The sequence below is a fragment of the Pseudomonas sp. WS 5411 genome (assembly GCF_012985595.1).
In the GTDB taxonomy this organism is placed as follows: Bacteria; Pseudomonadota; Gammaproteobacteria; order Pseudomonadales; family Pseudomonadaceae; genus Aquipseudomonas; species Aquipseudomonas shahriarae.
Map to the genome: position 1 here is coordinate 1 of NZ_JAARMC010000061.1, position 720 is coordinate 720.

Sequence of the window (720 nt, forward strand, 5' to 3'; positions counted from 1 at the left end):
TCAAGGTGACGTCAGTGTCAGCCTTGTTGCTCAAGGTGGCGGTGTAGGTGATGGTGCCGCCTTCGTTGACGGCGCTTGGCGCGGTCAGGGTGACGGTGGTGGTGTTATCGGTACCTGGGGTATCAGTAACAGTCGTGGTGACTTTATCGGTACCTGGAACCAGGTTCTCAAAGTGCGTGCCACCAGTTACTTCCTTGATGCCGGTAGTAACAGTCTGGTCGCCTTTGTACACATCATCCGGTGCCACAACCGAAACAGTACCGCTCGACTGGTTCACACCAATGGTGATGACCTGGTTGTTATCCAGGGTCACAGTCACAGGGTTGGTGATGTTAGTTACTGGCGCACCGTTTTTATCCACAAGTGTGGCGGTGTAAACGATCTCGCCGCCTTCGCCCACAGTTTTAGTGGCGGTCAGGACCACATCGACCTTGTCGATGGTGTCGTTGATTTGCGTCGTTGCGCCGTTGCCTGCAACCACGAGTTTCTCGAAGTTGCCGCCGTCGGTGCCAGTGATCTTGACGGTCTGGGTGCTCTTGTCGACGAACACGTCATCGCCTGGAGCATCAACGGTGACGGTACCGACGGTCTCACCGGCCTTGATGGTGATGGTTTGCTTGTTATCGAGGGTCAAGGTGACGTCAGTGTCAGCCTTGTTGCTCAAGGTGGCGGTGTAGGTGATGGTGCCGCCTTCGTTGACGGCGCTTGGCGCGGTCAGGG

Annotated in this window: 1 protein-coding gene; it reads right to left on the bottom strand. The window is 56.4% G+C overall.

Annotation, left to right across the window (positions count from 1 at the left end):
* Positions 1–720, bottom strand: a 720-nt coding sequence (locus tag HBR93_RS26755) for an immunoglobulin-like domain-containing protein (protein ID WP_346266863.1), incomplete at both ends; no start/stop codon positions are given.